Source organism: Gluconobacter sp., from assembly GCF_047722525.1.
Taxonomy (GTDB): Bacteria; Pseudomonadota; Alphaproteobacteria; order Acetobacterales; family Acetobacteraceae; genus Gluconobacter.
The window spans coordinates 1-6,802 of record NZ_JBDNYY010000048.1; the positions used below are offsets into that span (position 1 = coordinate 1).

General features: G+C 60.2%; 7 protein-coding genes. 4 read left to right on the forward strand and 3 right to left on the reverse strand.

The window, feature by feature from the left end:
* Positions 1-170 precede the first annotated feature (170 nt).
* Positions 171-680: a zinc-ribbon domain-containing protein gene (locus tag ABF859_RS15160; protein WP_415528466.1), complete on the forward strand. Its 510-nt coding sequence runs from the start codon at positions 171-173 to the stop codon at positions 678-680.
* A 12-nt stretch (positions 681-692) separates the two neighbouring features.
* On the opposite strand, the gene ABF859_RS15165 is transcribed toward ABF859_RS15160, so the two are convergent.
* Positions 693-1,103 (reverse strand): hypothetical protein, encoded by a 411-nt coding sequence (locus ABF859_RS15165; RefSeq protein WP_415528467.1) that lies wholly within the window; start codon positions 1,101-1,103, stop codon positions 693-695.
* Positions 1,104-1,220: 117 nt separating this feature from the next.
* Here ABF859_RS15165 and ABF859_RS15170 point away from each other — a divergent pair, with 117 nt between their 5' ends.
* The 3 genes from ABF859_RS15170 to ABF859_RS15180 all read left to right on the forward strand — a co-directional run bounded on the left by ABF859_RS15170 (position 1,221) and on the right by ABF859_RS15180 (position 5,492).
* Positions 1,221-3,041 carry an ATP-binding protein gene (locus ABF859_RS15170; protein WP_415528468.1) on the forward strand — a complete coding sequence of 607 codons (1,821 nt, stop codon included), beginning with the start codon at positions 1,221-1,223 and terminating at the stop codon, positions 3,039-3,041.
* Positions 3,038-4,975, forward strand: coding sequence for a response regulator (locus tag ABF859_RS15175; RefSeq protein WP_415528469.1), 1,938 nt, complete (start codon positions 3,038-3,040; stop codon positions 4,973-4,975). The genes ABF859_RS15170 and ABF859_RS15175 overlap by 4 nt, the downstream gene beginning before the upstream one ends.
* 82 nt (positions 4,976-5,057) lie before the next feature.
* On the forward strand, positions 5,058-5,492 hold the full coding sequence (locus ABF859_RS15180; protein ID WP_415528470.1) for a SufE family protein: 435 nt from the start codon (positions 5,058-5,060) through the stop codon (positions 5,490-5,492).
* Positions 5,493-5,541: 49 nt separating this feature from the next.
* Here the strand turns inward: ABF859_RS15180 and ABF859_RS15185 are convergent, their stop codons facing one another.
* Entirely contained in the window at positions 5,542-5,820 is a 279-nt protein-coding gene (locus tag ABF859_RS15185; RefSeq protein WP_415528471.1) for a hypothetical protein, read from the reverse strand.
* A 114-nt stretch (positions 5,821-5,934) separates the two neighbouring features.
* Positions 5,935-6,591 carry an energy transducer TonB gene (locus ABF859_RS15190; protein WP_415528472.1) on the reverse strand — a complete coding sequence of 219 codons (657 nt, stop codon included), beginning with the start codon at positions 6,589-6,591 and terminating at the stop codon, positions 5,935-5,937.
* Between the last annotated feature and the right edge of the window lie 211 nt (positions 6,592-6,802).

Sequence of the window (6,802 nt, forward strand, 5' to 3'; positions counted from 1 at the left end):
TGTCCCACGCCGGGGGGCATCATCGAGACATTCAGGAGGCGGATCATGAGGCTTTCATTGGAAATACGGGTAATCTATTAACCATTTAATAACGATCATTTCGTCATAACAGGCAAGCACACAGGTCAGGCTAGGCCGGATCGGAGCCGGCTGTCGAAGGGATTGATTGAATGCGCATTGAATGCCCCCACTGTCATGCGGTCTTTGAGGTTCCGGAGGCGCTGGCAAAAGGGGTCAAGCGGCTGCGCTGCGCGAACTGCGGCGATAGCTGGGAGGTTGCTGCAACGGCTGTAGAGCCGGAAGCGGCGTCCGATGTTCCTGTTTCTGATCCTGTTCCTGCCGCCGCACCTGATGCCTTCGAGGTTCCGGAAGAGGAAAGCGATATCGCGCCTGTCGTTGCGGAAGCGGCGGAGTCCGGGAAGGGAGGACAGTCCCGGGCAGCAGGAGGGATGGCCAAGCGGAACAGTCCCCGGCGTTCTGCGGTTCTTCATTCGCGCTCTGCCGGTGACGTGCAGACACGGATGGACACGACCAGGCCGTCGATGATCGGATCTACGGGTGTCTGGATTGCGGCCTGGGGCGCCAGTCTTGTGCTGGCCGGGTCCGGCGTTGCGGCGCTGTGGTACTGCAAGAGCGCCGGCATTTTCGGTGTTCTGCCTGGGGTCGGGCATTTTTCCTGACCCCGACGCCTCTTACATGTTGCGGGCTGCGAGGGCCGAAACCGTGGCGCCTATGGCGGCGATGGCCATGAGCAGGATGCCGTCGAAGATGAGAGAGCCCGGCGTGATCAGGTGACTGCCGATCTGGAGATGGTTCGGCAGGGTGCCGGCGACATGGTTCATGATGTCACGGGCCTGCGGGTCCGCACTGGCTGCGCTTGTGGTGATGGCATTGACGATGTGGGGAAGGATATACCAGCCCAGCCCCAGAATGAGCAGCAGGGGGGCCAGAAGTTCGGCCACCTGCTGGGCCAGATAGAAAGCGAAATAACAGACGGACCACACGCCCATCCGGATCATGGATGAGGTTGTAAGGGATGAATCGCTGCGACTTCTGCTGCCGAGCAGACGGTCCGTGATATGGGGTGGGGGCTGCATGTCCATAGATTATGGCTTCCAGTGGTCCGGCAACGGGAGTTAGTCTTCGTCCCTGAAATCGGACGAATGGTTCACTTCGGACTAGCTGCAAGAGATCGCCAATGCAAACTTTCCCGTGCCGTCATGCCTTTTCCTGAGTTCGAGCTGCCTCTGGCGACGTCGAACATGCCGCGGGTGGTTCTGGTGGAACCCGTTTGCGACCATGCCCGGCAGATTGCCCGGGTTCTGGTCAAGGAAGGGTTTGCCCTCACCTGCGCCACAAGTGGCGAGGAGGCTCTTGGTAGGATCGAGGAGGTGATGCCCGAACTGGTGGTCGCCTGTACCGAACTGCCGGGCATGAGTGGCGGGCAGCTTGCGCGGCGGCTTCGTCTGGATGCGCTGACCCGCAATATTCCGATCCTGATGCTGACCGAGGATGCTTCGCCTGGGGTGGAGCGTGAGGGGCTGGAGAGTGGCGCGGACGCCTATATTTCCAAATCGGCGCATCCTGACCTGATGGTTCTGCGGATGCGGGCTCTTCTGCGCGAAGGGCCTGAGCTTTTGCAGGTTGATGAAGCGTCCCGGTTGCGCCGGGCGCGGATCGTGATTGTCAATTCTCCGCGTGAGGACGAAGACGAGGAGGAGGTTGCCGAGGATGTTCCCGAGACCACTCTGGGGGAACTGCTGTGGCGTGACGGGCATACCGTCACCTCCATCGAGCGGTCCGATGATCTGATCGAGGGAGGCTGGCTGCGGGGGGCGGATAGTCCGGACTGTCTGGTGCTCGAACTCGGGAGTGGGGACGAGGACCTGAAGTTCTGCCGTCTTCTGGATGCTCGTCGGCAGGCGGTTCTGGAAGCCGGCGGGATACCGTTCCGGACGTTGGGAATCGTGGAGGCGTCCCGCTTCAGGCGGCAATCTTCGGGCGAGTTCTTTGAGGCCGGGATTGATGATCTCGTGCCCAGCGATATTGCGCTCGAGGCACTGGCCATGCGCATCCGGACACTGGCCCAGCGCAGGATGGCGCAGGACGAGTTTCGCCAGCAGGAAATTGAGCGTCAGCAGAACGCCCTGACACTGGAGGCTGCGCGTGCCAAGGCGGAAATGGCCGAGGCGCTGGCGCAGGCCAACATGGAACTGGCGCGAACGAACGAACGGCTCCTTCAGGCACAGTCCAAGCTCGTGCAGACGGCGAAAATGGCGTCTCTGGGTGAGCTGGTGGCGGGCATTGCGCATGAGATCAACAATCCGCTCGCCTTCACGATTGCGCATGCGGATACCGTGACGCGGACGCTCAAGCGGTTGCAGGGGGTGAATGCCTCCGAGGAAGCGATGTCCCTGACGAAAAAGGGTATGTCCCGGCTGGACTCCATGAAGCTGGGGTTGCAGCGCATTCAGAACCTCGTGCTGAGTCTGCGGCGCTTTTCGCGGCTTGATGAAAGTTCGTTCCAGAAAGTCGATGTTCCCGCGGCTCTGGAGACGGCGCTTGCTCTTCTGGCTCACAAGCTGGGGCCGGGGATCATGGTGGAGAAAGATCTTCAGGCGCCGGCTGAACTGGTCTGTCAGCCGGCGTTTCTCAATCAGGTTGTCATGAACATCATTTCCAACGCGGCCGATGCGCTTGCGGATATGTCCGGGGATGGCGATGTGGTGCGCGGCAGGATCGTCATTGCGTCGCGTCTGGAGAACGGACGATACGAAATGAGTGTCAGTGATGACGGACCGGGGCTGCCGCATGAACTGCGAACGCGGATTTTTGATCCGTTTTTCACGACGAAACCCGTTGGAACGGGGACGGGTCTGGGGCTGGCCATTGCCTACAGCGTCATGGAGGCGCATGACGGTGCGATTGAGGTAACGGACGCCAATCTGCCGGGCGGGCATGGTATCGGAGCGTGTTTCCGGCTGAGCCTTCCCGTTCGCATGACCGAGGAGGGACCGGTGGCGACTGGTCGCGCAGCATGACTTTCTGGAGTGCAAAGGGACCGTCCCGTCCCCTGATTCTGCTTGTTGATGATGAGGAGGAAATCCTCGTCGCCCTGACGGATCTGCTGGAAGACCAGTATGAAATCCTGTCCACGACGGATCCGTTGCATGCGCTGGATCTGTTGCGCGAGCACAGGGATGTTGCGACCATCATTTCCGATCAGCGGATGCCCGGACTGACCGGAGATCAGCTCCTGATGCAGGCCCGCGCCTTTTCGGATGCGCGCAGTATTCTTCTGACGGGATATGCGGATCTCGAAGCTGTTGTATCGGCTCTGAACCAGGGGCAGGTGCAGGCTTATGTACACAAGCCCTGGGACTCCGATGCACTGCGGTCGCTGGTTGGCGAGGTGACGCAGCATTGTCTGGCGCAGCGGGCGTTGAGGACGGAGCAGGCGCTTCTGCGCGGGCTGATGGAAGCGCTTCCGATCGGGCTGGTCTTTTCGGATGGGGACGGGCGGTGCATCCGCAGCAATGTGCGGGACGAGGCGGAAAGCGGCGCCGAAATCGAGCAGGCTCATTTCCCGGAAACTCTGTGGCCCGAGATCGCAGCGATGCGTGAGGATGTCCGCAGATCGGGGCAGGAAGAGCGTCTGGTCGGGGAAGTCGTGACGGAGGGTAATGGCAAGACGTCCACGCGCTGGCATGAACTGACGCGGCTGGCGCTGGCCTGGCCGGAAGGAGCCTCTCCTGCGGAGGCCTGGCAGGTCAGCATGGACCGGGATGTGACATCGCGCGTCATCATGGAATCAAGGCTCCGGCAGGCGGAGAAGCTTCAGTCTCTCGGAACGCTTGCGGGAGGGATCGCGCATGATTTCAACAATCTTCTCGCGGCGATCTCGGGGTCTCTGGAGCTTCTGGAAGATATTGCCGATCTTGATGAGGCTTCTCTGGCACTGCTGCGCAATGCTGCGGCTTCCGCGCAGCGCGGGGCTGTGCTGACACGGCGGCTGCTTCAGTTCGGTCGTCCACGCGAAGCGCGTCTGACGGCGGTGTCGCTGGAACAGTTGTTGCCGGGTCTGACGGATCTTCTGCGTCAGAGTCTCAAGAAACGGGGTGTTCCGGCGGCTTCTGCTCCGTGTGCGCTGTGTATCGAGGAGTTTCCGGTGAATCTGCCGCCGGTCTGGTCGGATGCGGATCAACTGGAAATGGCGCTTCTGAATCTGTGCGTGAATGCGCGGGACGCAATGGCGGACGGTGGCGCCGTGCGGATCAGTGCCCGTGTGGTCGATCAGAAACGGACCGATCTGCCCGCAGAATGCTGTCCGGATCGGGCGGTGGCGCTCGAGGTCGTGGATGAAGGGGCAGGTATGCCGCCAGAGGTCGCGGCAAGAATATTTGATCCGTTTTTTACGACCAAGGATGTGGGCCGCGGGACGGGGCTTGGCCTGTCGAGTGTCTATGGTTTTCTCAGCCGGAGTTATGGCGAAATCGCTGTCGACAGTGTGGTGGGCAAGGGAACCCGCATGACGCTGCTGCTGCCGGTTGCGCGGGTTGGGCAGGAACGGGCTGTTCCGGATGAACCTCACAGGGCGAAAGTCAAGCGGCGGCTGAAGGTTCTGGTGTTGGACGACGAAGCGTCTGTGCGGATGGTGACTGCGGGTTTCCTTGCGCAGGATGGACATGAGGTTACCGCTGTTGCCTCACTGGAAGAGGCGCTGGAGCAGGTGGATCCGGCCTCTCCGTTTGAACTGGCGATCATCGATATGCGGATGCCGGATCATGATGGTCTGACCTGTGCGAGAGCATTGCTGAAGGCCGTTCCCGGATTGAAGGTCCTGTTTATCAGTGGGCACACAGATGATATGCCGGCTCCGGAAAACGGTCTTCTCTTGCCCAAGCCCTTTACGCAGGCGGGGCTGCAGAGGGCGATTGCGCAAACCATGCACTTTGCGGACGCCAGCGCTTCGTGAGCGCAGGCTGGCCGCTGTGTAGATGACCCCGGCCACCGGATGGACTGACGGCATCAAGCCTGTAAATTGGAGATTGTGACGCGTGAGTGATGCCTATCTTGTTCCCCAAGAAGACACGGCTGCTGCTGCCATCGAAGAGATCGAGGCGGAACTTGGCCTGTTTGATGACTGGATGGAACGGTATCAGTACATCATCGAGATGGGGCGCAAGCTTCCGCCCTTTCCGGAAGAATGGCAGGACGATACCCATCGTGTACCGGGCTGTCAGAGTCAGGTCTGGCTTGAAGCTGTCGAACGGGACGGAAAGCTGTTTTTTGCCGGTGCGTCTGATGCTGCGATCGTTCAGGGGCTCGTGGCGTTGCTGCTGAGGGTTTATTCCGGCCGGCCGAAATCGGAGATCCTTGCCACCAGTCCGGTGTTTCTGCACGACATGGGACTGGTCAAGGCGCTTTCGACGAACCGGGGCAACGGAGTCGAAGCCATGGCGCAGGCCATTCAGAAACGCGCTTCCACCTAAATAGGAAACACCCCCATGGGCGGGGAGCCTGCGGGGGTGTTTCAGGGTCTTACTGCGGGTGATTTTCCGAAGCGGACGGGATCTTGCCGCCGGTCATGCTGTAAGGTGGGGCTGCTGACGGGGCAGGGCCGTTCACAGGCGGCGTGCCACTGACGGGCGGCGGGCATTTCGTGAACTTGCCCTGTCTGTCACGGCAGGGTTTGGGCTTTTGCGGCGCTTCACATTTGACGAACTTGCCCTTGTCGTCACGACAGGGCTTGGCGTGAGCCATCTGGGCACCGAGCGCCAGAACGGCGAGGGCGGCAACGGAGAGGCGACGGAAGGACATGGGCTATGGTCTCCAGAGCAGAGCCAGGCCATGAGACTGTGACCCATGTCCCGGCGTTCCGAGAAGAATGCAATACGTTTCGAACAAGGTCCAGGTTGCTTCGATTTCCGGCGATTAACGGAAACCCTTCTGATCCACCGGGTGGGTTGGATCCCAGTCGATAGTGCCATGATACTGTCCTGGAACGGGCTGTCCGTCCTTAAGGGCCGGGTAGTAACGTGCCAGGCCGAAATAGGCGAGCGAGGCGCGCTGCAGGATGGCAGGACCGTCACTGGCAGTGCAGTCATGAGCTACGCCAATCTGATCGATCTGGCAGGTGACGGAGATATGGCCGCCAATGCCAGCCACATCAGCAGCCTCAGGATAATGGGGTAATCTCATCAGGTGAGTCTTGTCGAGGAGGGGCTTTGTCAGGTCAGGGAAGGCATGGAACGTGTAGGTCTTTTCCCATGTGCTCTGGATGGGGGCGCTCCCTTCATAAGCTGGCAGGAAATTTGACGTATAGGCCAGATTTTCGACCGCCAGAGCAAAGTCCGGTTGCGAGGCCGTGGTCTGACATTCGGTTGGAAATCCGGCTGGGCTGATGGTGCAGCGGATATGAGCCGTTCCGTTCCTGCGCTGTTCAAGTTCGGCAGGTGGGTAGATGAGCTCCCCGTGATGATGGGGATCCAGCATGGAGCCGAGAAGATGATCCTCGGCCTGTGCAGCCACCGTACTGCCAGCCACAAGAGTGACCATGACAAGGGCGGAGCGGGTGATAGGCAGCCTCATGATATGTCTCTCGTCCTGGGATATTTGTGTTACTTTATGTAACAACTTCTATTTTTGCCAGCCTCCCAGAACGAAAAAAGGGGAAGTGCCCGAAAGCACTTCCCCTTTTTCATGACCTCAATGGTCCTGTCAGATCATTTCTGATCGGGCAGGGCATAGGCGATGATGTCGTCGCCCATGCGGGTCGGGAACGAGTTGTGTCCGCCTGCAT